This window comes from Meishania litoralis (genome assembly GCF_042611095.1).
GTDB lineage: Bacteria > Bacteroidota > Bacteroidia > Flavobacteriales > Flavobacteriaceae > Meishania > Meishania litoralis.
The window spans coordinates 12,619-36,225 of sequence record NZ_JBHFPV010000002.1; the positions used below are offsets into that span (position 1 = coordinate 12,619).

At 39.9% G+C, this 23,607-nt stretch carries 16 protein-coding genes; all 16 read left to right on the top strand.

What is annotated here, in order from left to right; translation table 11 throughout:
- Positions 1–8 precede the first annotated feature (8 nt).
- On the top strand, positions 9–905 hold the full coding sequence (locus ACEZ3G_RS09105; protein ID WP_432425177.1) for a DUF58 domain-containing protein: 897 nt from the start codon (positions 9–11) through the stop codon (positions 903–905).
- The gene (locus ACEZ3G_RS09110) at positions 902–2,197 is read left to right on the top strand and encodes a BatA domain-containing protein (RefSeq protein WP_432425178.1); all 1,296 of its coding nucleotides are present in this window, start codon (positions 902–904) and stop codon (positions 2,195–2,197) included. The genes ACEZ3G_RS09105 and ACEZ3G_RS09110 overlap by 4 nt, the downstream gene beginning before the upstream one ends.
- Positions 2,194–4,413: a DUF4175 family protein gene (locus ACEZ3G_RS09115; protein WP_432425179.1), complete on the top strand. Its 2,220-nt coding sequence runs from the start codon at positions 2,194–2,196 to the stop codon at positions 4,411–4,413. The genes ACEZ3G_RS09110 and ACEZ3G_RS09115 overlap by 4 nt, the downstream gene beginning before the upstream one ends.
- Positions 4,406–6,163 (top strand): hypothetical protein, encoded by a 1,758-nt coding sequence (locus tag ACEZ3G_RS09120; RefSeq protein WP_432425180.1) that lies wholly within the window; start codon positions 4,406–4,408, stop codon positions 6,161–6,163. Before ACEZ3G_RS09115 ends, ACEZ3G_RS09120 begins: the two co-directional genes overlap by 8 nt.
- 623 nt (positions 6,164–6,786) lie before the next feature.
- Positions 6,787–8,121 (top strand): exopolysaccharide biosynthesis polyprenyl glycosylphosphotransferase, encoded by a 1,335-nt coding sequence (locus ACEZ3G_RS09125; RefSeq protein WP_432425181.1) that lies wholly within the window; start codon positions 6,787–6,789, stop codon positions 8,119–8,121.
- A gap of 76 nt (positions 8,122–8,197) precedes the next feature.
- A complete protein-coding gene (locus ACEZ3G_RS09130) occupies positions 8,198–9,007 on the top strand; it encodes a polysaccharide biosynthesis/export family protein (protein ID WP_432425182.1) in 810 nt (269 codons plus the stop codon).
- Between the two features lie 52 nt (positions 9,008–9,059).
- Complete coding sequence (locus ACEZ3G_RS09135) at positions 9,060–11,453, top strand: GumC family protein (protein WP_432425183.1); 2,394 nt, start codon at positions 9,060–9,062, stop codon at positions 11,451–11,453.
- 45 nt (positions 11,454–11,498) lie between these two features.
- Complete coding sequence (locus ACEZ3G_RS09140) at positions 11,499–12,869, top strand: O-antigen ligase family protein (RefSeq protein ID WP_432425184.1); 1,371 nt, start codon at positions 11,499–11,501, stop codon at positions 12,867–12,869.
- 86 nt (positions 12,870–12,955) lie between these two features.
- Positions 12,956–14,179 carry a lipopolysaccharide biosynthesis protein gene (locus ACEZ3G_RS09145; protein ID WP_432425185.1) on the top strand — a complete coding sequence of 408 codons (1,224 nt, stop codon included), beginning with the start codon at positions 12,956–12,958 and terminating at the stop codon, positions 14,177–14,179.
- 78 nt (positions 14,180–14,257) lie between these two features.
- Positions 14,258–15,463 carry a glycosyltransferase gene (locus ACEZ3G_RS09150; protein WP_432425186.1) on the top strand — a complete coding sequence of 402 codons (1,206 nt, stop codon included), beginning with the start codon at positions 14,258–14,260 and terminating at the stop codon, positions 15,461–15,463.
- Between the two features lie 45 nt (positions 15,464–15,508).
- The gene (asnB, locus tag ACEZ3G_RS09155; RefSeq protein WP_432425187.1) at positions 15,509–17,380 is read left to right on the top strand and encodes an asparagine synthase (glutamine-hydrolyzing); all 1,872 of its coding nucleotides are present in this window, start codon (positions 15,509–15,511) and stop codon (positions 17,378–17,380) included.
- Between the two features lie 19 nt (positions 17,381–17,399).
- Positions 17,400–18,506, top strand: a complete 1,107-nt coding sequence (locus ACEZ3G_RS09160) for a glycosyltransferase (RefSeq protein ID WP_432425188.1) — start codon at positions 17,400–17,402, stop codon at positions 18,504–18,506.
- Between the two features lie 84 nt (positions 18,507–18,590).
- Positions 18,591–19,691: a glycosyltransferase gene (locus tag ACEZ3G_RS09165; RefSeq protein WP_432425189.1), complete on the top strand. Its 1,101-nt coding sequence runs from the start codon at positions 18,591–18,593 to the stop codon at positions 19,689–19,691.
- A gap of 83 nt (positions 19,692–19,774) precedes the next feature.
- Complete coding sequence (locus tag ACEZ3G_RS09170) at positions 19,775–20,893, top strand: glycosyltransferase family 4 protein (protein WP_432425190.1); 1,119 nt, start codon at positions 19,775–19,777, stop codon at positions 20,891–20,893.
- Positions 20,894–20,907: 14 nt separating this feature from the next.
- Complete coding sequence (locus ACEZ3G_RS09175) at positions 20,908–21,969, top strand: polysaccharide deacetylase family protein (RefSeq protein ID WP_432425191.1); 1,062 nt, start codon at positions 20,908–20,910, stop codon at positions 21,967–21,969.
- Between the two features lie 426 nt (positions 21,970–22,395).
- Positions 22,396–23,598, top strand: a complete 1,203-nt coding sequence (locus tag ACEZ3G_RS09180; protein ID WP_432425192.1) for a heparin lyase I family protein — start codon at positions 22,396–22,398, stop codon at positions 23,596–23,598.
- Positions 23,599–23,607: the final 9 nt, after the last annotated feature.

The window sequence follows — 23,607 nt, forward strand, 5'->3', positions numbered from 1 at the left end:
TTAGTAAAGTGAAGCAAGACTACCATCAGTTATTGAAACCCGATATTATTAACAGCGTTTCCGGCTTATCATTGATAGCAAGGATAATCGTTGAGGGGTATCTCTCGGGACATAATCGTAGTAGGAGGGTAGGAGCGGGACTTGAATTCAGCCAATATCGGGGTTATGAACAAGGTGATGATATGCGTTTGTTGGATTGGAAAATGTTGGCCCGTTCGGGAAGGTATTATATCAAGCAATCGGAAATCGATACACATATTTCGGTAAAATATATTCTCGACACCAGCAAATCTATGGCCCACGAAGAGAACGGGTTATCAAAAATAGATCATGTAAGGGTCTTGGTAGCCTCACTGGCCTATTTGTCACAAAAACAAGGAGATGCCGTAGGTCTTTTCACGGTCAATGATGAGAACATCTTCGGTTTGAACCCGACCGTTCGGAAACAGCATTTCAATCGTATACTCCACGAATTGGTTCGATTACAGGTCAAAGGAAAATGGCCCGATAATTCCATGACAATCGATAAACTACATGACCGAAGCCGCAAAGAACTAATTCTCTTCTTTACCGACCTGTATGAGCATAATACGGAGCTAATGACCATGATCAAGGGTTTGAAGACGATTAGAAATGAAGTTGTCGTAATGCATATAATGGGGCAAAAAGAGCTTGAATTCAACCATTCTGGCCCGGCGATTTTTGAAGACCTGGAAACGGGTTTGCGTATTAGGGTTGATGCCAAGGAGGCCAAAGCAAAGTATTTGAGCGCATTGGGTTTGATGATTTCCGATACCAAAGAACTCTTGTGGTCAAATGGCATAGGATATCATTTGTTCAATTTGGGTGAACCCATTGGCGATACCCTACAGGTCTTTTTAAAACAGCGAAGTAGATTGCTATGACTTTTCTTGACCCTAAATATCTTTGGGCACTTTTGTCGGTTCTCGTTCCGATAACCATACACTTGTGGAGCAGAAAAAAAGTCATTGTAATCAAAGTAGGTAGCATCCGTTTTTTGGAATCCTTAAATCCTAAACAGACCAATAGCATAAAATTGAACGAAATATGGTTGCTGATTTTGCGAATGTTGATTCTCGTTCTCCTTTCCTTTTTAATGGCGCAGCCCAGAATCAAGGGAAACTCTCAGCATACGGCCATTACGTATCTCGTCGAACCTTATTTATTGACTCATTCTAAAATCGGTGCTTTGCTGGATTCGCTTCCGGAAAACAGTGTTAGATCGTTTCAATCGGGATTTCCTGTGTTGGAAAATGCCGATTCGGGGAGTGGCACGCACAATACTCCAAATTACTGGCAATTGGCCTACGAAATGGAAGACCTACCATCGGATAGTATGGTGGTTTTCACTCGTGGGTTTCAAAAAGGTATTAAGGGAATGCGCCCAAAAATAAGGGCTAATGTGAGATGGGTTCTCTTTGAAACGGATGAACCCTCAGACGGAGTGGTCGAAGCTGCTATTGATGGTGACGATATATCGCTATTAAGGGTCAACGGCAATCACAGGCATCTGGCCTTTGAAAAAGAAATACTGTCAAGGAACAGTGACCAACTAAAGATTGATTCCAAAAATGATAGTGTTGAAATAACTTTAAGTGCTGGACAGATAATACTGCCTTTGCTCAAAAAAGAATCGATTGGTGTCCATCTGTTTTACGAGGATAGCCTCTCGGATCAAATGAAATATCTGGAGTCCGCTTTTAGGGCCATCGACAAGTATCTGGACAAGAAAATAGAAATACATTCCGAAAAAATCACAGGAACCATTGATTCCACCGATTTTGAATATCTTGTTTGGCTCAGCGGAAAGCCAACGCCCAAAAATTCGGGAAGAATTCTTTTGTACCGCCCCGACGATCTGGCAAATGAGCTTATAGTTCCTGCGATGGTGAAGAATGTTTTTCATTTGACAAGACCGTTGAATTCCGAAAACATAATTAAAGACCATTTAGCGGAACAATTGATCGCTACTCTTGACCTTCATCTTGATCTGGAGGAAAAAATATTGCCCTTTGATAGACGTACTTTGGCTTTGGACGAACTCCGACCGACTAAAATTGTGTCTCCAAAAAAGAAGGAACATTTTCATTTGCTTGACCTATCCCCATGGATATGGGGCCTACTCGCCGTACTACTCATTGGGGAACGAATTATATCAAAATACCGAGGGCAATGAAAGAATCGGGAAAGGAGATATTGATAGCATTGCATAATAGATGGAAATTACGGTTGTTCCTAGAAATAGTATTGTACGCAATTGGCCCAACAATACTCTGTTACTTTCTCGGATTCAATTGGATCTGGACTTTGGGCCTTTTCTTTTGTTTGTTGTTGATATTGACCGTGATAAAAAAACCATGGCGATCGACATTGAATAGGCTGGCCAGTTACATCGATCAAAAAATGAAATCAGTCGAACACAGCTCGAGCCTTTTATTGCAGCCCCCTGAACAGCTTTCAAGTTTGGCAAGACTGCAAAGTCAAAAAGTGCTTCGTACACTGGTAAGCAATGACAGCTCCATATTACCCATAAAAGGTCTCAAAAGGGCAAGTATTGCGGCCTTTTTATGCATAGGTATAGGTTTTTTGTTCTCTAAGTCGGGAATTGCAGAGAGCCTTTGGTCCACAAAAAGAGATGCTTTTGAAAATGGGATTATCGACTTTCGACCGGTCGATTCTTTGGCCGTTGAAACGCTCCGGCCAAAAGTAGAAAGCCAAAAGGTGATCATAAGCTATCCATCATATACGGGCAAAAGGCCTGTGACTACTTCAAATATGAATATCAGGGCTTTGGAAGGATCCCGTTTGACCTGGAACATCAAATTCGATTCTCAGGTAGATAGTGTAATTCTTGAAACGAACGATAAAAACCGTCTCATGCGATTGACCGATGGGTTTTACATAGAATCCTCGACTTTGAAGGAACCGGGGTTTTATAACTTCCGTTTTACGGATGCGCGAGGGGGTACTTATGCTTCCGACCTTTATGCATTGGAGGTTATCCGCGATCAGCCTCCATCCCTTGAAATACAAGGTATTAAGCCATTCGAAGCATTTGAATTCGCCGAATCGAAGCATTTGAAGTTGACAGCCTTGATCAATGACGATTATGGCATTGCCGCAGCGGAAATAATTGCGACCGTCAGCAAAGGTTCTGGGGAATCGGTCAAGTTCCGTGAAGAGAAGTTGGCTTTCGACACAGAGGTCATAGGAAGTAAAAAAAGTCTTGAATTATCAAAAAAAATAGATTTGGATATGCTTGAAATGGAACCCGGCGATGAGCTCTATTTCTATGTTGAGGTGCTTGACACCAAGCGTCCCACGGCCAATTCCAGTCGTAGTGAAACATTTTTTGCCGTAATCAAAGATACGGTCTCAAATCATTTCGCGGTAGAAGGCACTATGGGCGCCGACTTGATGCCCGATTATTTTCGTAGTCAGCGACAGTTGATCATCGACACCGAAAAACTGATTGCCGATAAGGGGCAATTGACCGAACACGAGTTTAATTCCACAAGCAATGAACTGGGTTTTGACCAAAAGGCCCTACGATTAAAATATGGCGAGTTTATGGGTGATGAGGCCGATTCGGGAATTCAAGGAGGGCAACCTTCCTTGGATGATGACCATAGCGATACCGAAGACCCCTTGGCTGAATTCACCCATGACCACGATGGTGATAACGAGCACAATCTTGTAGATCACGAACATGAAGAGGATGATGAAGAAAATGTAAAGGGAGATCCTTTGCACGATTACCTGCACAATCATGATGACCCTGAAGAATCGACCTTGTTCACGCAGTCGTTGAAAAGCAAGTTACAACAGGCCATGGCCGAAATGTGGGATGCCGAACTTCATTTACGTTTGTATACGCCCGAAAAGTCGTTGCCCTATCAATACAAGGCGTTAAAATTGATTCAGGAAATCAAGAACAGTGCACGTATTTATGTACACCGCATCGGTTTCGACCCTCCCCCCATAAAAGAGGAAGTACGATTGACGGGTGATATTGACGAAGTCAATACTTTTCAAAAAAAGGCTGAACTAGAAATCACCCCGGTATATCCTAATATTCGTGAAGCTATCAAGATTATTGAAAAATTGAAAAACAGTGATATTGCGATTTCGCAGAACGACAGATCTTTATTTAAGATGGCCAGTAATGAACTGGCCGGCAAGGCAATTGAAGAACCCGGCAAATATTTGAGTACCCTGCAAGGCCTGAAATGGTTGACTGAGGATATTGAAATAACCAAAGGATTATTGAACAGGGTGCAAGAAGGACTGTTTTCCGTGATTCCGCGGTCTGACCCTTACACTGATAGCGGCGCGCTTTTCACCAATGACCTTGACAATCTGCTTTTAAAAGAATTGGAAACCTATGACTAATAGTTTCGTATTCTTAAACGAACCATGGTTCTGGCCCGTGATAAGTAGCGCGGTTTTTATCTTTTTGTTCTTCGTTTGGAAGGAATGGCCCGATTCTTCAAAAAAGAGGTTGTCTTTCAAGATTTTCTTAGCATTATCGGCAATAGTATCATTGGCATTGATCGCTCTGAGGCCAGCCCTTCGACATGAACTTGAAACGGGACTGGCGGTATTGATAACGGAAGGGGCCGACAACTCTAGGTTGGATAGCTTGGAAAAAAGAAATAAAAATATCAAAAAGATCATTTATTCGAAGAATCGGTCCCTGCAAAGGCAGTTGGACTCCGTTAGTTCTTTATTTGTGTTGGGGCACGGCCTTGAGCCGTTCGATTTATGGCAGTTTGAAGAAATCCCCGTGACCTACTTGGGGGGCGAGCCAATAAAAGGTATTGTAAAATTGAAGTATGATGTACAAAATACAATTGGTAATAATTTAGAAATCAAAGGGTTGTATCAAAACCCCAAAAAAGGAAATAGAATAATCATACAAGAACCGGGGGGTGCGGTGCTCGATTCTGTTTTTTTGGATGATGTTCACTCACAGCAGTTCAGGTTTTCGGTCGATTTAAAAATCTCGGGAGATTTTGTGTATCAATTGATCGAAAAAGATTCTACGGGACTTGAAATTAATTCTGAACCTGTTCCGATTTCGGTTGTGAGGAAGGATCCGTTGCGAATAATGATAATCAATAGCTTCCCGACCTTTGAGTCAAAATATCTAAAGAATTTTCTTGCCGAAATGGGGCATAAGGTATTGGTAAGAAGCCAAATGACCAAGGGTAGATATAAGTTTGAATACCTTAATAGTGAACGGACTCCTATTTATGAACTTTCCCGTGAAAATTTGCGAAAGTTCGACGTCGTTTTGATCGATACCGATTCTTATGTGAACTTTTCCGCAAGATCATTTCAAACACTTATTAACGCTGTGAAAGATGATGGCCTTGGAATTTTCATTCAACCCAATGCCAGTTTTTTTCAATTGTCGGAAGGCAAATCCCACTTTAATTATGATAGATTAACAACAACTGAAGTTTCATTTTCTCGATGGCCGAAGAATACATTTAGAATCTACCCCTATAGAATAAGGGATGATTTTTTAGTTGAGCCGGTTCAGGTTTCTAAAAGATCGATTCTATCCGCTTACAAAAGAATAGGCAAAGGTAGGGTGGGTTCAACCGTTTTACGGGATACCTATCGACTAATGTTAGAAGGTAACAGTGTCGTCTACAAACAATTCTGGACAGAGATTATCGGCGCCATTGCCAACAAAGAGGTCATTACAACAGAATTTGAATCAGAAACAATGTTCGCTGAAGAGCACCATCCCTTTAATTTTAAATTACGAACGACTAAATCGTCGCCAGCACTATTTGAAAGGGATAATGTTCAAATTCCCTTGAAGCAGCATCCGGATTTCCCAGATCTATGGATGGGAACGGTTTATCCAAGAAATCACGGCTGGAATCAATTGACAATCGCTGGTGACAGTACATCGAGCCATAATTTTTTTGTTCTTGATTCCAATCAGTGGAATACCAAAAGAATAGCCCAAAAAATCGAGCAGAATGAACGAAAGTTTGCACATAATGCTTCGAGGTTTGAGAAAAAAATGGTACTTGACCCTATAGACAATATTTGGTTTTTCCTTGTTTTCTTAGTGGCCATTGCCTTACTATGGGTTGAGCCAAAACTTTTTGAATCCCGGTAAGAATTTTACCCTGGCCCTTATAACGTAATCCGATAATATTTTGCGAAACTTCATTATTTGAATGTTTTTTCAATCCATAAATAAATTTTGGTCATAGCGATTCTGCGATGCTTCGATTTCTCCTAAAGCCATTACTACAAGGCTTCATCGGTAAATTGTAGTCATCATTCATTGTGGAATGTAGTTAAAACGATATTTGCGTACTTAATCTAGATTTTTAGGTCGGTTGGTTCGATTAAGGCTATTTTCGAGAATTATTAATCTTAATTGCTAAACCTAACCAATGAAGCTATCAAGACTAGAACATATTTGTTGTTCGAATGTGAATTCGATCATTGCATTAACTATAGGGTTTCAAATTATGTGATTCACCTTAGCAAATATGACCGGGTTCGGCCAAATAGTTGAAACCGATTACATTTCCCTGATTTTCCATTGATTTAATAGAGCGATATCAGTATACGGATCCCATAGTTTGTAACGCCAAACATGGACAGGGTTTAATTGAAAAAATAAGCGAACAGATATAGCGCATAATAAATGAATAAAATTACTGTTGATCTATAATGAACTCAAAAAATAGATTTATTCTTATTAACCTATTGGCATTTGAATTCATACTTATGAACTTGGTGCTTGTATTATATCTATACTTTCGAGTTCCCGAATTCTCGCTTGTCGATTTTGGTTTTCTTTCAAGATTATTAGTTTTATTGGTCATCTATAACTTTAGCTGGCTATTGATAATACTTTATATTAGGGACAACGAGTTTTACTTTAACCCTGATTATGGCTATTTTAAAAGCATAATCACTTCTTTGTTCTTCTTTGTCGGGTTCGTATCTGTTTTAATTATAATTCTGAAAATCAGATATTTTAATCGTTCGACCTTTATCATTCCAATTTTCATTTTTTCATATTTAAACCTCATTAGCCATAAGTATTTATTGAAATACTTAAAGAAAAAGGGCGCTCATTTGTTTTCGAACACCTTACTTGTTGGCCAAGGTTACAGTGATGGCAACATTAAAGGTTTTGTTAATGCCATGGCTCAATATGGATATAATGTTATCGGATATCTAGAGGCGGGCATTAAGGCACCTAAAGGCTTTTTTGATTTGCGTCTGGTCGACAGCTTGGACCGATTGACACAGGTATTTAGTGAACACGACATCGATGAAATATTCATTTCGATGTCGGATATGGAGCACGATAAAATTGTAGAATCGGTAAAGATCGCCGATAGCTTTGGTGTAAGGGTCAAACTGATTCCAGAGAACCCATTGCTGATGTCAAAGAATTACAAGGCCGTTACCATGGGAGAACTTGCCGTATTTAAATTGCGTCAATCTCCACTTGACAATTTTAGTATGACCATATTAAAGCGGTTATTTGATTTTTGCTTTGCATTGTTCATAATCATTTTATGTACCCCGATTTATTTGCTTATCGCCCTACTTATATTCTTGGATTCGGGCGGTCCTATTCTATACAAGCCATTTCGTAAAGGCGAAGCCGGTGAAACGTTCAAGTGTTACAAATTCAGAACGATGTCGGTTTGTGATAATCCGATGAACGGAAACAAATCTACCGTTGTAAATGACCCAAGAATAACCCGCATAGGAAAATTCTTAAGAAAGACTGATTTAGATGAGCTACCTCAATTTTTCAATGTGCTTAAAGGCAATATGAGCGTAATCGGACCCAGGCCGCATAGGGTTAATCTACAGCTCGATTTTAGAAAAAGTATAAACGATTATATGGTCAGAAGTTATATTAAACCCGGAATCACGGGTTGGGCCCAAGTTAACGGCTGGAGGGGGCCGACGGTGACCGATGAGCAAAAAAACGAGCGCATAACTCATGACCTGTGGTATATCGAAAATTGGAGTTTTTGGCTGGACATAAAAATTATTTACCTGACACTGTTCGGCCAGCACCACAAAAAGGCTTTCTAAACAGTAAATTGGAAAGAAGAATATTGAACAAATCTTATTTGAAAAAATAAACGCTCAGTTTAAAATTAATCTACAGATGAAAAAATCCGGATCTCGAATTGACCAATTCTATGGAACATTTAAAAAGTTAAGGGTTAACTGGCTTATCCACTTGACACTACTATTACTTGTGTCTTCGTGCTATACCACGAAAGGACTAAATTATATTCAAAGTGCCGAAAACTCTTATAGCGTGCCACTTATTCAAGTAGAATATAAGGTGCAGCCCAACGACATTTTGAATATCAAGGTAAAAAGTAGAGACTCAGAGCAGTCCAACTTTTTTAATAATGTAACCGCCAATAATCGAAATATCGAACCCAATCCCGCATCTTTGTTCATTGAGGGCTATACTGTCAATAGCGATGGTATGATCAATGTGCCAAATGTTGGAGACATAAAAGTAAGCGATCTTACGGTCGAGGAGATTACCGAAAAGGTTCAAAAGGAAATTGACAAATACCTTTTGAATTCAGTAGTCTCGGTAAAACTTACCAGTTTTAAGATATCGGTGCTGGGCGATGTCAAGAATCCGGGCACAAATTATATTTACAATACTCAAGCCAATATATTCGAGGCGCTAAGTGCGGCAGGAGATTTAAATGTTTCCGCCAAAAGAGAAAATATAAAATTGATCAGACAGGTCGGAAGTGCATCCAAGGTAGTTAATCTTGATTTAACTTCTCCATCTATAATCCATTCGCCCTATTATTTCTTGCACCCTAACGATGTAATATATGTAGAATCGTCGAAACCAAGTGTTACCCAAAAGAATTTAGGGCTGTTCTCGCTTGTATTGTCCGCAATAACCACAACGGTATTGGTGTTAAGTTTTACTACGCAATAAATCAATGCCGAAACTTTCATAAATACGCCGAAACAACATAATATCTTTAACTATGAAAGATAAGAATTCAAATCCTCGACAAGAGGTCAATATGAAGGTGTTCTTACAAAAGATGTATAAAAATATATGGCTTTTTGTTATGAGCATTGGTTTTTTCATGTTGCTTGCGTTTGTTTATATCATGCTTGCTACTCCTAAATATGAAGTTGCGACATCGCTATTAATAGATTCGTCGGGTAGTAATCGCGTTTTGGGCGATAGTAAGTATGTCGATGGCGGGGTGAGTCTTATTGAAATGGAGAAAAACCTTTATAACGAGATAAGCATTATTCAATCATATGATCTTGTCAAACAGACTTTGGACGATTTGGGATTTGATGTTACCTATCACTCTAAGAATTGGATTAAGCAAAAAGAACATTACGGCCATTTTCCAATTCAGGTAAAACTGACCAAATCGGAGCCCCAACTCATTGGAACGCCGATCTTTATCGAGATTCTTTCGAATGAAAAATTCCAATTGTCGATTGAGGCCAGCGAATATGCAATTTCAGACCCTGTTAAAGGGTCGTCCATTGCAATAAACAGAAATTTGGATTTTTCGGGTCAATTTTCATTCGGGGAAAGAATCAGTAACGATTATTTTGACCTTACCGTTCAGAAATCGGACGACCGCATCAATCTTGCTGATTTTGGCGACCTTAGTTTCAATATTCGCGATTTAGATGCGTTGGCCAATGATTATATAGCCAAACTGAAAGTTGAAAATGTCGACTTGCAGGCTAGCATCCTTAAGGTTACTTCGCAAGGACCTCTAGTTGAGAAAGAGGCGGATTTTCTTAAGCGGCTTACTCAAAATTACGTGCAGAGCAAGTTGGATTCAAGAAATAACATTGCCTCTACCAAGGAATCTTTTATTAGAAACCAATTAAAGATCGTCTCTGATTCACTTTCTAAAATGGAAGCCGAACTAGAACTTTTCAAAAGGGACAAGCGGGCACTTGATCTGGGAGCAACGGCGAATAATGCCTTAGGTCGTACATCGAACTTGCAAGTTGAAAAGGCCAAGATCGAACTCGACATAAAATACTATAATGAACTTATACAGAATGTCAATAACAACCTAATAGGGGAAGATTTTGTAATACCTACCGCAGCGGGAATTGCAGATCCTCTTATCAACGATAATATTATTGAACTAAAAGAGCTCTATGCATTAAAATCAAAAAAGAAGTTTTTTGTTACCAGTAACAATGAAGAAATGAAGGTTATCGAGCGACAGATAAGGGAATCTACTTCTTTATTGCTCAACAATCTGCATAATGCGATCAGAACCTCTGAATTTTCCCTGGCAAGAATAAACTCCCAGTTGGATAGCTACGATGGTTTGATAAGCTCGTTGCCCGAAAAGGAGAACCAACTGCTTACTATTGAAAGAAAAAGTACACTTTATGAGAATTTGTTCAACTACCTTAGTCAAGAGTTGGCCAAAACTGGTATTGCAGGGGCCGAGAACACATCTGATACCAGGGTTTTGGACGAAGCCAGAATGGTCGGTGACGGACCGATTTTCCCACAGAAGATGCTCTTGTTGACCTTGGCAATGATATTGGGCGTGCTGCTACCGTTGATTTATTTGGTCTGGTTTTCGCCCAACAACATAATTCATGGGCTTGACCAAATCGTAGACCATACCGACATTCCGGTTATTGCCTGTATCGCCACACATGATCCGAACAACAATAAGCCAGATTCACATGTTGCGCGGTGGAAGGTCAAAGAATCATTTAGGGACCTCAGCGCAAATCTGAGCCTGTACAATGCCAATAGGCAAAGTACCGTAATAGGGGTGGTTTCCATAATGCCAGAAGAAGGCAAGACCTTTTGCGCCATTAATTCGGGTATAGCACTTGCCGAAGCGGGAAAAAAGACAATAGTCATAGATGCTGATTTGAGAAACCCTAGTCTGGTAAAAGAACTCAATAAAATAGAAGGTAAGGGCCTTTCTAATTATTTACAGGGTGAAATAGATAATCTAAAGGATATCATTCATGAACATGACCAACTGACCAATCTTCATTTCATACCTACATCGGTATTGAACATTAGCTTTCAGAAATTATTGTCCGGAGAAAAGTTAAACGAGCTAGTTAGAGAATTGAAGACGATGTACGACTACATCATTTTTGATTCGGCACCAATAGGCTTGGTTTCCGACTATCTTTTTTTGTCAGAATTGATTGATGTCAATTTGTTTGTGGTAAGGCGTAATCTTGCCAAAATAGAGTTTTTACAAGATTTTGCGAAGTTGGTCGAGACCGCTAAGAATGGTAAGAGCTATATCGTTTTCAATGACACGTTGGAGAAGGAGAACAAGTATGGCTATGAGAAAATGTACGGAGTGAACAGTGGCCCACAGCTGATTGCCGATTCGCTGACAATTTAGAGAAATCTATATTCTACCCTTTACACAATCGAATAACACGATTTTATGACCAGTTTCGATGAATATTTTAATTGGCCCGATGTAAACATCGCACACTTTTATATTTATTTCGTGCTAACCGCCATCTTGGCCTTTTATATGACCTATAAAAGCGGATCAAAGTATAAGTTCGAATTATTTTTCATCGCTTTTTACCTGTTAACAGGTAACTTGAATGAACTTTTGACGATTAGGATACCGGGTTTCAGTCTGTTTGAAATATGGCCAGAACGATTTTTGTTCTTCCTATTGTCTTTTTTCATTATCCGAAAAACGGTGTTATCGCGAAAAAAGCTGCTATTTACACTCGATAAAAAGGTAGCTTGGTTCGAAATAGCGCTCTTTGGCTATGTTATTATGCTGGTGGCTTCTCAAATAGTGAATATCGACAATATTGGTTTGGTCGAGGCCATTAAGGTAATGCTCGAGACCCTTGCATTTTTGGCCATTATGATAGGATTGAAATTATTTATGGACAAGCCTTCTTATAATCTAGTTGGACAAGTTCTTATAGTAGGTGCGGTAATTTCTAGCTTGGTCAGCTTCGCACAGCTTGTGATCGACCCGTATTTTCTAAGAATAGGCGATGATCGTGCGGCTTTTGGAACCTTGTTAAGGTCGAACGGCATTTTTAATACGGAGTATTTTAATTCCTATTATCTGATCATAGCTATTGCCTGGACATTCACAACGATCAAAAAAAAATGGCTGAAGACCTTCTTGATCTTAATATTTTCTTTAGGCGTTCTAACGACGTTCCACCGTATGAGCTGGCTCATATTGGCTTTGGTAAGCATCATATATTTAGTCTATATCAATAGAGTAGCTTATGAAAAAATACTAGTTATCGGTCTATCGGCTTTAGCACTATTACTTTCACTTTCTATATTTTACTATCAAGACATAATGAATAGTTCTTTGGTGAAAGAACGATTAAATGAGCCGATTACAGGTCGCAAGGCCTACTATTCGTTGGTTCTTGACAATATTGACAAAAAACCGCTGTTCGGGTACGGCAATTTTGACAATGAAGTCTATTATGCCGGTATGTTACAAATAACGAGTAGCAGACAGCGTGCATCAGGAGAAACGGGAGGGTTGCACAGTGGGTATTTTTCTACACTTTTTTTATACGGGGTACCGGCCTTCGTTTTCTTCTCTTTATTCGCCTTGTTATCGGTCATGTATTATGCCAGTTACTATAGGGAAAATATATACTTTGCCATACCGTTATTGGTGAGTGTTATATATTTGATCGGAAACCTGACCAATACTTTTTTATTTCTCTCCTACCTTTCGGTTCTTTTTGCCGTGCATATTGGTATTGGAATGGGAATCAATGGCATTGATAAAGGTGAACTTAAAAAGGCTGGATAAAAGAATGGTGCGATACCGTGACCAATCGGCAATGTTGGGTTAATTATAAGCGAACAGGGTAGGTCGAACCGGCAATAAAACAAATCATGTCAAGAAATCCAGTAACCAAAATGGCGGCAATGTATGGCGGAAGTATTCTAGCCATAGCTTTGGGTTTTTTGGTGAGTATTTTCAACTCAAGAATTTTGGGCCCTGAAAAATTCGGGGACTTTAAATTCATCCAGACCGTTGGTACGTTAGTGGCGAGCCTGGTTTCTGTCGGACTTTTTATTTCATTGACAAGGTTATTGGCCATAAATAGGTCAAAGACCAAAGAACAGCAATATGTTGGTCTCTTTGTGCTAGTTTTCTTAGTTGTATCGGTTATCGGTATGCTGTTAATGTTCGCCTTTTCATTTATTGAACCTGTTTTTTTTGAAAATGGATTGGGCCGAAAATTCAAGTTGTTTTTTTTCATTGTCACGGTAATTGCCGGTGTGACGGCACTGAAAGAAATACTGAAAGGAATGCATAAGATTTATGCTCTTTCGATTCTGAGTTTTATACCCGCACTTGCGTATCTGATAATCATTTATCCCTTAAGTAAAAGAATAACCATAGACCTGGACCATGTCTTATGGGTTTCATATGGTGTAGGCCTATTAATAGTGATTTTTTATATAATAAAACTAAAGCCGGATTTTGGTATAAAGAAATACTTGGTCAAGCGATTGTTCGCCGAAAATCGACAGAATGGCAGACCCATTTATTATGGTAGTTTGGCCGGCGTCGCTACCGAACATGTCGCAGGTCTTAGTATTTCATATTTCTTGGACAATACTCAAGTAGGTTTTTTCATGTTGGCTTTGACCATTTGCAGTCCGATACTTATTATTCCTTCGGTAATGGGAACCATTTTTTTTAAACAATTTGCAACGATAAGAGCCATTCCAAAGAAAGTTTTTCTGTTCAGCTTACTAAGTACGGTTGCCGCTCTTTTAGTGTTCTATGCATTGGTCGAAATAGTAATCGTGACTTTTTATACCGAAGATTATTTAGCGGTCTCGAACATTGCCAAATTATTGATAATTGCTTTTATTTTTCATGGCATGGGAGACCTTTTCAATCGCTTTTTAGGAGCGAAAGGTGAAGGTAAGATGTTGAGAAACGCGGCTTATGTAGTAGGTGTGGCAAACGTTCTAGGATACTTTGTTTTAGTGAAGTGGTTTGCCTTGAACGGGGCGATTGCGACCAAGGTCATAGCAAGCGGTCTTTATATGGTCGTGATGTGTTTTTATTATTTCAGGTTTGTTAAAAGAGATAGTAATTAGCAACTTAAATGTCGCATATAAAAAAGAGGTTCAGATCAATTTTGCAGCACATTGAAAGAACAGATTGCCCGAAAGTGATTGAATATAGGAAAGTATCAAATGGCGCATCATAATTTTTACATTTACAGTAATTGTGATTTTTCGGCGAAAAGTGCCGCAGCCACTAGAATGCGATATTATGCCAGTGCCATTGCCGATGATGCAAACCATGTGTACTTGGTAAGTTGTTGCTCAAATAAACTGACGGACGAAAGTTTCGTTGAGTTAGAACCTAATATTTTTGTTCATGAAAATAAAAAGCTGACCCGCAAGATGTTGCAGAGCTTTTCATTTCTCAGGGATTTGAACAAATTTTCAATAGGCAAGACGGGAGGTGACACATTCTTTTTATATCCATATCCCTTCTTTTTTCTAGAACTCATGTCAGTCTTGTACTTAATATTTTTCAAAAAAAAGAACGTTTATTACGAACTCAATGAGGTAAAGAAGTACGGTTCAGATTTTCACGCGCCATTCTCTTTCAAAAGACCGAAATATTCTTTGCAGAAATTGGTTTACAAGGTGGTTTATCGGTTAATGGATTATATGATGCCATTTTTCAAAGGTGTCGTTTGCATTTCAAGGAATATTGAAGAATATGGTAGAAAGTATAATAAAAATACACTGCGAATACCTATACTTACCGACCCGTACAAGGCAATCGAGACTTCAAAAAGACAATATTCAAAACAAGGGGCTTTCAATATTGGGTTTTCAGGTTCGATAATACCGAGCAAGGAGAATTTACATGAATTTGTCAGCATCATTGAAGACCTTCAAAAAGAGAATTATAAGATTGCCCTTAACCTTTGTGGCTGGTTGCCAAAGGAGGAAGAAGGATTTATCCAAAAAGACTGGACCGCCGAAAATGCAATTACATATTATGGCAACCTCAATGAACTGGAATTATCCACCTTTTTGTCGCAACAAGATTTATTGGTGATTCCTAGAGGATATAATTTACAGAATCATTATGGTTTTTCTACAAAGCTGTCAGACTATTTAAACCATAAGAAGGTTATTTTGGTTACAGATGTAAGCGATTATGGAATGTATATTAAGGATGGCGTAAACGGTTTTATCGTGCCTCCTGACGACAAGGAGCAAATGTATGGCAAACTGGTACATATCATTGAAAACTTTAAGGATTTCGAATCGCAGGTAATTGCAAATGCGTTAAAAACATCGAAGGAAAAATTTGATTATCGTATCTATTCCGGGGCTTTGAGAGACTTCCTGAAATAGCGATTGTTTAACGGCTATGCTTAATGAATAAATTTTGATGGGTAAATGTGTGGAATAGCGGGAATTCTGAATTTTGACGGGCAAAACAGTGTTTCTACCGAAATGCTTAAGAAGATGGCAGAGGTTATTGTGCACCGGGGTCCTGACGGAGAAGGATTCTTCGTTGAGGATAATATCGGATTGGCGCATCGAAGATTATCCATAATCGACCTTGCTGAAGGCGATCAACCCATGTTCAATGAACGAAAGACAATCGGTATTATCTTCAATGGAGAGATCTATAACTATATTGAGCTCAAGGATGAATTAAAACAACTAGGTCATTCGTTCTCAACGAACTCTGATACCGAGGTTATTATCAAAGCCTACGAACAATGGGGGTTTTCCTGTCAAGAAAAGCTTAACGGAATGTGGGCTTTTGCCCTTTGGGATTCCACCGAGCGGCACTTGTTCATTTCAAGGGATCGCCTTGGCGAGAAGCCCCTGAACTATATGGTGTATAAAGACACCTTCTTGTTCGCCTCCGAGATAAAAAGTATAATGGCCTATACGGGTGGAGTGGATGTCGATACCGACATGGAAGAGTTATATCTCTTTCTTGGTTATGTTCCATCGCCTTATACCTTTTATAAATCGATTAAAAAGCTGCCGGCCGGAAAGTTTTTGGTGGTAAAAGACAAAAAAGTAAGTGAGCATACTTACTGGCAATTGCCCGATATCGGTGAAACGGATCTTCGCAAAGACAAGAAAAAGATCAATTCCGAATTGAGCGAATTGCTTTACGATTCCATTCGTATACGTATGCGAAGCGATGTACCCTATGGGGCTTTTCTAAGTGGCGGTCTTGACTCTTCGAGCATTGTTGCCATTATGAGCGAAATTTCGTCGTTTCCTGTCAAGACCTTTACCATTGGTTTTAACGAGAAGGCCTTTGACGAAAGAAAAAAGGCCGAGGTTATTGCTGAGCGGTTCAGAACAGAACATGCCGTAAAAATAGTCGACAAGTCGTCTTTGGAAAAATCAATAAAGGATATTTTATATCACTTCGATGAGCCTTTTGCAGATCCCGCGGCGATCCCGACTTCGTTTTTGGCAGAAAGCGCGGCCGAACATGTAAAAATGGTACTGACGGGAGATGGGGGTGATGAGGTCTTTGCTGGATATTCGAACTACCAAAGTGAACTTTTTGCCGAAGGCTATCAAAAAAGGGTTCCTCGATTTCTCAAAAAAAGTCTTCCTATGCTAATTGATGGTCTCGGGAACGTAGTTACAGGCGATATTCGTTATAAGCTCAATAGGGTCGGTAGGGTACTCGATTCATTCAATTTAGACTTTGACCAGCGATTGATTACCAAATTCGTGAAAATTCCACCAAAAGAGGTCAAATCGATATTGAACGACAAATCCTATCAAATAGAAGATTTCATATCAGAATCCTTGTACAATTGTAGATTAAAAGATCCTTTTTATCGTTTAAATTACTTTCATCTGAAGGTTTCGCTTGCCGACCAAATGTTGGCCAAGGTCGATAGAACAAGTATGGCCCATTCTCTTGAAACCCGAGCGCCATTTTTAGACCATAGGATCGTTGAGCTGATGTATCAGGTCGATAAGTCATTGAAAATGCCAAAATATTCAGATCAAGGCGTAAAATACCTGTTGAAGGAGGTAATGGGCCAAAAACTGCCCAAATCTATTTTAGACCGAAAAAAGCAGGGTTTCGAGGTTCCTTTGAGAGAATGGTTCAAAGATGGCGAATTTGACGATATGCTCGATTCAACGCCTACATTGAACATTTTGAACGATTGTGCAGTAATGAAATTGATCGAGGAAAATAAAAATGGCCAAGTAGATCATGGCGCACTTTTATGGCGTATCGTATTGTTACAAAAATGGATGAATCGAACGATCGCGTAAACAATTCGAAAACGAACCGATGCCCGAAAGGAAAAATATCTGTATCACTATTAATTCACTTGCTCCGGGAGGTGCCGAAAAGCAAAGTTTGCTCCTGGCCAAGGCACTGCGGCCATATCATAACGCAACCGTGGTAATCATCAATCCAAAACCATGCTATGAGGCCCATGTGACCGTAATTAATAACGAAGGACTTGACCATGTTTTTCTTTCAAAGAATCCGGTGCGCAAATTTTACCAATTTCAGGGCTTTCTCAAGACACGAAAAATCGATATTATTTTCGCATTCTTACCTACAGATACCATTTGGGCCTCGATTTGCGGTAAGATTTGCGGTGTACCTTATATTTTTGGTGGCATTCGAAACAGTCACATTGCCTATGCGAAATATGCCGCGCTGCGATTTGTTAATAACAACTTGCTCGATTATACCATCGCCAATAATTATGCCGCCTATGAGTCTGCTATAGAATTCGGGTTTAAGAAAAAAGTAATGGTGGTCCCCAATGGGATCGAGATGCGACCCATGCGGCAAACGGTAAATGCGAGCAAGACGATTTCGATTATCAGCGTAGGGCGATTGGTAAGGCAAAAAGATTATGAAACGGCCCTTAAGGCGATATTGGAATTGAAGAACCTAACCGAAAAGGCATATTCTTTACGCTATCGGATAGTAGGAAGTGGCCCTGAGCAGCAACATATAGAGACATTGGTCGAAAGTTTTGGCTTAAACAATGAAGTTGAGCTTATTACGGACCCCCACAATATTTATGAGCTTCTTGAGTCATCTGACATTTATCTCTGTACCTCTACCTTTGAAGGAATATCCAATTCAATTATGGAAGCCATGAACTGTTCCTTGCCGGTGGTGGCGACCGATGCCGGTGACAATTCCAGGTTGGTGTTGCACGGTCAAACGGGGTTTTTGGCAAAAATTGGAGATTTTCAAGAGCTCGCCAACTTTTTATTTGAAATGATCGAATCGCCCAAAGAACGGACTCAAATGGGAATAAAGGGCTATGATCATCTAGCCGATGGATTTAGCTATGAGACTTTTCAGAAAAGATATTTGAAGCTTATCGAAAACATAGGTGAAATTGAGATAGTCGATGGAATATTTCGGTAAACGCATAAAGATGTAGGTTTGCTTGACGGAGCAAGAGTAATTTCTATGGTCCGCACCGGCTATCCATGCGAAAGAAAACATAAAATGAAGATATTATATCTAATAGATAGTCTGGTTTCTGGAGGTAGGGAGAGGAGACTGGTCGAACTTATCAAAGGTTTTGACCAATACCCCGGTGTATCACTCAAATTGGTAGTTTTCTCGGATAAGATACATTACAACGAAATCTATGATCGCGACATTGATATCATTATCATGAAGCGTGTTCCGAAAAGAAACCCGATGGTATTCCATAGGTTATATAAACTATGCAAGGCATATAGGCCAGACCTTATCCACAGTTGGGGAACGATGTCGGCGATTTTTGCAATTCCCACATCGAAATTGCTCAATATAAAATTGATCAACGGAAACATTACCGATGCACCAAAGAACATGACTTTGCTCCATAAAGAATTATTTCGCGCCAAGTTGACCTTTCCTTTTTCTACAGTGGTAGTCGGTAATTCTCTAGCGGGCCTCAAAGCTTATAGGGTTCCGAAGGAGAAGGGTATTTGCATTTATAATGGTTTTGACTTTGGGCGTGTTGCCAATCTAAAGGATAAGAAGCTAGTAAAAAAAGAACTCGGCATCGAAACCAAGAAGGTAATCGGAATGGTCGGAGGTTTTTTTGACCGAAAAGATTACAAAACCTTTATAAATGCGGCACTGTTGGTTTTGAAACAAAGAGACGACGTGACCTTTGTTGCGGTTGGAGAAGGGCCTAATCTGGAGATTTGTAAAGATTTGGTACCCAAGGATCATGCAAATGATTTTGTATTTACCGGCGCGCGAACTGACGTTGAGTCCATTATAAACATTTTTGATATTGGAGTGTTATCTACAAATTCAGAAGTGCACGGTGAGGGTATTTCAAACGCCATTCTTGAATATATGGCCATGGAAAAACCGGTAGTGGCTACCATAGGTGGCGGCACCAATGAAATTGTGGAACCTGGCAAAACTGGAATATTGATTCCGGATAGTGCTCCTGAAAATATGGCATCTGAATTGAACTATCTGCTTGAAAATGTAGTTGATGCCAAAGCAATGGGACAAAAAGGAAAACAAAGGATCGAAGAATTCTTTAGTCTGGCCAAGATGATCGATGCCTACCATAAACTTTACATTTCGCTTATCGATTGACCAAGTACATGAAATGAACCCGATACCAATGACATATTTGAATGAAATTTGCGTTAGACAAATAGAAATCTGCAAAAAAAGCCATGTCTAAAAGGAAGATCGTCTTTTTCGGAATCAAATATTTTCCATCAAAAGGGGGCACAAGTCGTGTCGCCGAGAGCTTGCTTAAGGGTTTGAAAGATCATTTCGACATCACTGTTTATTGTTATAAGAATGAGCTGGCTGCCGAAAATATTCCAGGGGTAAAGACGATTCAATTTTCCGAAATTCCGATAAAGGGCATAGGGGTCTTTTTATATTATCTGAGGTGTTGCATTCATCTAATGGTCAAGGGCAAGTACGATTTGGTCCATGTTCACAAAACCGATGCGGCATTTTTTCTTCCGATTCTTGAAAGAAAGTTCAAGACGGTCTCCACTTCACACGCGATACCGTATTACGATGATAAGTGGTCAAAGTTTGGAAAATTCTACTTTCGAATCGCCGAACGGTTTTTTATGAAGGCAAAAGGTGCCGTTACATCGATTTCAAGATCACAGGTCAAATACTATAGCGGCAAATATGGGCGCTCGGTCAATTTTATACCCAATGGTCTTGACATTTCGAAACTCGATCAGGTTAAAAACGCCGATTCAATACTTGAAAAGCATGGGGTAAACGCGAACTATTTGTTGTTCGCGGCGCGGAGGATCATACCTTTGAAAGGGTGCCATACGCTCATAAGGGCCTTGGATCAAATCAAGTTCAATGGTACACTGGTAATCTCTGGCGATGAGAAGCAATTACCGGCCTATACTCAAAAATTAAAAAATGAGGCATCTAACTTGAATGTTAAATTCCTCGGATATGTTGCCGACCAACAGATTCTGAACGGCTTGATCAAAGGGGCTGATTTTTTTATTTTTCCATCTGAAATAGAAGGCATGTCAATGATGCTTTTAGAAGTCGCATTTAACGGAACCCCATTGATTTGCAGCGACATCCCACAAAATACCGATGTACTAAGCGAAAATGAGGTGTTGTTTTTTGAAAGCAAAAATGTAAACGATCTAGCACAGAAAATCGAATATGCCTATAAAAACCGAGAAATCATGAACGAGAGAGCCACCAAGACCAAGAGCAAGATCAAGAACGAATATGATATCGGGTATGCCATTGGCCTCTATATTGACCTTTATAACGACCTCATAGGCCAAAAATAAAAACCCTTAACACAGTGAATGCCTACCAAAAAAAGAAGATAATCTCAAAGATTGCACCGGTCGTTACGGCTACAGGGGTACCTAATCTATTTGAGGGCCGTTACGGAGGTATCGGACATATACTGATGTTCCATAGAGTAGTGCCCGATTCGAAAAAAAAACGTGTTCACAACCATTTGAGTCTTGAGGTTACCCCGGAGCATCTTGAGCGTACGATCAAATTTTTTGCCGAAAAAAATTACAATTTTATCTCGATCGATCAGCTAGATGAACGATTGGGCAATGAAGTCTGCGATAATAAAAGATTTGTGGTCTTTACTTTTGACGACGGTTTTCGCGACAACCTGGAAATAGCCTACCCGATCTTTAAAAAATACGGGGTTCCTTTTACGGTATATGTAACAACGGGGATGCCGAACCATACGGCCGTTTTATGGTGGTACATTCTCGAGGACATGCTGCTTGAACGGGATAATGTACATTTTACCTGGAAGAAAAAACAATATTCGTACGAATCAAAGACTTCGGACCAGAAAGAAAAGGCATTTGAATCGATTCAACATTTTGTTCATCAGAACTTTTCATTGGATGATCACCTTCAATTGTTGCAGGCCATATTCAAGGATTTTCAATCGGATCTGACGCGGCATTCGTCCGAACTTGGAATGAACTGGGATGAGATACGCCTTTTAAATCAAGACCCGCTGGTAACCATTGGGGCGCATACCGTAAATCACTACAACCTCTCCAAACTTCCCCCGGAAGCCTTAAAGAGGGAGATTCTTGATTCAAAAATTGAATTGGAAAGACAGCTTGGTCAACCTATAGAGCATTTTGCCTATCCTTATGGCAAAACGCATCATGCGTCTGAACGAGAATATAATTGTACCGAAGATCTGGGTTTTAAAACCGCCGTTAGCACCAATATTGGCAATTTGTTCGCTGAAAATTTCCATAGACCCTATAGCCTACCTCGCATAAACATAAACAGGGTTACCGACGAACATGTGCTTAAATTGCAGACAAGCGGACTGATTCCTTTCTTGGTCAATAAAGGTAAAAGTATCATCCGGTGATCCGAAGTGACCGAAGTAAGGTTCTAACTGTATTTCTTGCCCGATAAATTACTGATTTTCCGACTAGGTCCTCAAAATTGGCATAATCCATCCTTAAATTATGCTTCCTTCTTTTCAATCCAGTAAAGCGGCAAGCCGTAGATTTCTTAAAATAATAGGTATTTCAACGAATAAACTGTTAAAAAACAGATTGTTACGAGCGATATTCGATTTTCAAGCGTAGATAATAAGAGCAGTACATCGAGTAAAAAGATCATTTCGACCATTTAACATCAAAAACAGACCAATTTGAAGCCCAAATAATTTTATCGTATTACTTATTAACCTACTTTTCCAATGAATTTTAACACCCTATCCCCGAAAAAAGTGTTGTTGGTTATCGCTATATATTTGTTTCATCTATCTTGTTCGCAAGACCAAGATCTCTTGACTAGACATGTTCTTAATGAAGGACAAAATCATGCTGGGGACGGTTTTGTAGTAGACGACACCTTTGTTGTTCCTTCGGATAAAAGCATGGTGCTTGATGTTCTATCAAACGATGGCTTTGATGAGCAAGACAGCGTTTCGATTACCAAAACATCGCAACCAAATCATGGTACCATAAAGGTCAATACCGACTATACGATTATATATACCCCAGACATTCAATTGCCCTTATCCACAGCTGAAGAAACTTTGGATAATGATGCTGAAATGGTCGATACTTTCACCTATACCACAGAGGTCGTCGATGAAGACGGTACAATAACGACGGACGAGGGTAACGTTACCGTTGTTATTGACCCTGAACCCGTGGTGTCGAACGAATGTTTTACAGATGGGGGCAAGGCCGGTGACACCGGACTTAAAACTTGGTGTTGGGAAGATGTGAGCTTGCCCTCGTATTCAAAAAACACAGGTGTGAATTTTAGCAATGATGAACTAAGTTTTGCAACCGAGTGTGATGAAGAATCGGTATTCAAAGATGGCGACCAACTCGTGTTTCGTTTAAATCCGAAAATGCCGTCGACAGAAAGTTGGTGTACAAGGGACTTCAATATGAGAGCCGAAATACGTACGGCCCCTTGGCCCATAAAACATGAACCCGGAACCGAAGAATGGTTCGGTTGGAGCTATACTTTCAATGAGGATTATATTATCGATCCGGCAAGCGAGTGGCTTTTTCATCAAGTACACAACGGTATAGCCGGGCAAACACCCTTATACGAGTTAATGGTGGCCAGAGCAGGGCTGTACAATGCCAGTGCAGGCGAAATTGTGGTCAAAAACAATGCTAATGGCCCCAATCATGTTCTGACCGGTATCATACCAAGAGCGGCACAGACAATAGATGTAGTTGTTCACGTAATCTGGGGTGATTCGGCCAATGGCTTGCTCCAGGTCTGGATCAATGGCAATAACGTTTATGATAAACAAGTGACCACTATTCGTCCAGGCTGGGAATATGGCGGAAATGCCAAATGGGGAATCTATAAATGGACCTGGTCAGATAGTAATGGGGTAGAGGCTTCCGCTCAGGCAGGGGTCACCGACCTGCGGACTTCCATGGGAGCCTTGAAAATAATTACCAGAAGGCCAGGAGACGCTGATTATGGCAAAGATTCCTATAATCAAGTAAAGCCTTGATCATACCTG

What these genes read in the sequence shown, in the direction of transcription:
- ACEZ3G_RS09125 (WP_432425181.1), top strand. Translation starts at nt 6,787, where the DNA reads ATGAACTTGGTGCTTGTATTATATCTATACTTTCGAGTTCCCGAATTC.
- ACEZ3G_RS09140 (WP_432425184.1), top strand. Translation starts at nt 11,499, where the DNA reads ATGACCAGTTTCGATGAATATTTTAATTGGCCCGATGTAAACATCGCA.
- ACEZ3G_RS09110 (WP_432425178.1), top strand. Translation starts at nt 902, where the DNA reads ATGACTTTTCTTGACCCTAAATATCTTTGGGCACTTTTGTCGGTTCTC.
- ACEZ3G_RS09130 (WP_432425182.1), top strand. Translation starts at nt 8,198, where the DNA reads ATGAAAAAATCCGGATCTCGAATTGACCAATTCTATGGAACATTTAAA.
- ACEZ3G_RS09165 (WP_432425189.1), top strand. Translation starts at nt 18,591, where the DNA reads ATGAAGATATTATATCTAATAGATAGTCTGGTTTCTGGAGGTAGGGAG.
- ACEZ3G_RS09135 (WP_432425183.1), top strand. Translation starts at nt 9,060, where the DNA reads ATGAAAGATAAGAATTCAAATCCTCGACAAGAGGTCAATATGAAGGTG.
- ACEZ3G_RS09170 (WP_432425190.1), top strand. Translation starts at nt 19,775, where the DNA reads ATGTCTAAAAGGAAGATCGTCTTTTTCGGAATCAAATATTTTCCATCA.
- ACEZ3G_RS09145 (WP_432425185.1), top strand. Translation starts at nt 12,956, where the DNA reads ATGTCAAGAAATCCAGTAACCAAAATGGCGGCAATGTATGGCGGAAGT.
- ACEZ3G_RS09160 (WP_432425188.1), top strand. Translation starts at nt 17,400, where the DNA reads ATGCCCGAAAGGAAAAATATCTGTATCACTATTAATTCACTTGCTCCG.
- ACEZ3G_RS09120 (WP_432425180.1), top strand. Translation starts at nt 4,406, where the DNA reads ATGACTAATAGTTTCGTATTCTTAAACGAACCATGGTTCTGGCCCGTG.
- asnB (WP_432425187.1), top strand. Translation starts at nt 15,509, where the DNA reads ATGTGTGGAATAGCGGGAATTCTGAATTTTGACGGGCAAAACAGTGTT.
- ACEZ3G_RS09115 (WP_432425179.1), top strand. Translation starts at nt 2,194, where the DNA reads ATGAAAGAATCGGGAAAGGAGATATTGATAGCATTGCATAATAGATGG.